At 70.5% G+C, this 1,409-nt stretch carries 1 protein-coding gene; it reads right to left on the bottom strand.

All coding sequences use genetic code 11. The annotated features are described in order from the left end of the window. The coding region (locus ACFPJ1_RS43260; protein ID WP_380112276.1) for an IS110 family RNA-guided transposase at nt 1-1,204 on the bottom strand (1,204 nt) is incomplete at its 3' end. Between the last annotated feature and the right edge of the window lie 205 nt (nt 1,205-1,409).

Here is a 1,409-nt window from a genome sequence, read left to right as displayed (position 1 = left end):
GTTGGGCGGGGTCGTAGGCGGTGTTGTTTTGCCAGCAGTGCCAGATGACGAACAGCCAGGCGCGGGCGAGGATGCGGACGGCGTGGGGGTGGTCGTGTCCGCGGGTGCGGGCTCGGTGGTAGAGATCGGCAGCCCATGGGTTGGCTCGTCGGGAGTCGCCGGCGAAGTCGGTGACGGCGTCGCGGAGTTGTTTGTCGCAGGCCCACCGGAACCCGACCGAGCGGAGTTTGCCGGACTGGCGGGTCGAGGGTGCGGCGCCGGCGAGGCAGGCGAGTGCTTCGGGGGTGGGGAAGCGGGCGCGGCAGTCGCCGATCTCGGCGAGCAGTCGGGCGGCGCGGACGGTGCCCGAGCGGGGCAGGCTGGTGAAGATGTGGGAGTCGGTGTGCGCGGTGAGCTGGTCGGTGATCTGGGCGGACAGGGTCTTGATCTGGTCGACCAGGGTGGTCAGCACGGCCAGCAGCGCTTGGGTGATCTGGGCGTTGACGGCGCCGTCGTGGCCGGTGGCGCCGCGGGGTGCCGCGACCAGGTGGGCGTGCAGCACGGCGGGGTCTTTCTTGCCGGAGTAGCCGACGGAGGCCAGCCAGGCGGCGAGGCGTTTCGGGGAGAGCCAGTCGGCGCGGTCTTGGGTGTCGAAGCGGGCCAGGAACGCGCAACTGATCGGCGAGTCGATCTCGGCGAACAGGCCGACCGCGCCGGGGAAGACGTTACGCAGGTGCGCGCGCAGCTGGTTGGCGACCGCGACGCGGTGTTCGACGAGGTCTTTGCGGGCGCGGCAGGTGCGGCGCAGCGCGACGGTTTGTGGGCTGTCGGGGGTCAGGGGTGCGAGTCGGGCCCGGTCGGTGCGCAGGGTGTCGGCCAGCACGAACGCGTCGAACCGGTCGTCCTTGTTGCCGGCCGATCCGTAGCGGCTGCGCAGGTTCTTGACCTGGTTCGGGCTGATCACCACCACGGTGATCCCCGCCTGCAGGAGGGCGTCGACGACCGGTCCGTCGGGGCGTTCGATCGCGACCTCCCCGACCCCGTCACGGCCCAGCATCGCGACCAGGTCCCGCAGCCCGGCGGCGGAGTGGTCGACGGTGCACCGGTCGATCTCGCGGCCGCGGTCGTTCACGACCGACACGGCATGGTCGTCGCGGGACCAGTCCAGACCGGCGGTCACGGCGTTGACGGGTTCTTCGGGCAGGGTGTTTCTGGCAGACTTCACGTCAGCCTCCTCGCTGCTAGACCCAGTGGGGAGGCACCCATTTGTGGTGCCGGGACGCGGCTGCCGGTTCGCTCACTGATCGGCGCTCTCAGCACACAGCCCTGGCGCTCAGCCCTGTCGACGGTCGGCACGCCCCGGGTAACCGTCGGGCCTCGCAGATCTCATGACGGACATCAACAGTGTCAAGCGAGCAGGGCGATGACCC

The sequence above is a fragment of the Kribbella qitaiheensis genome, assembly GCF_042657745.1.
GTDB classification, from domain to species: Bacteria; Actinomycetota; Actinomycetes; order Propionibacteriales; family Kribbellaceae; genus Kribbella; species Kribbella qitaiheensis.
Note: the sequence above shows the minus strand (reverse complement) of the source record. Positions and strands in the feature narration are given on the sequence as shown.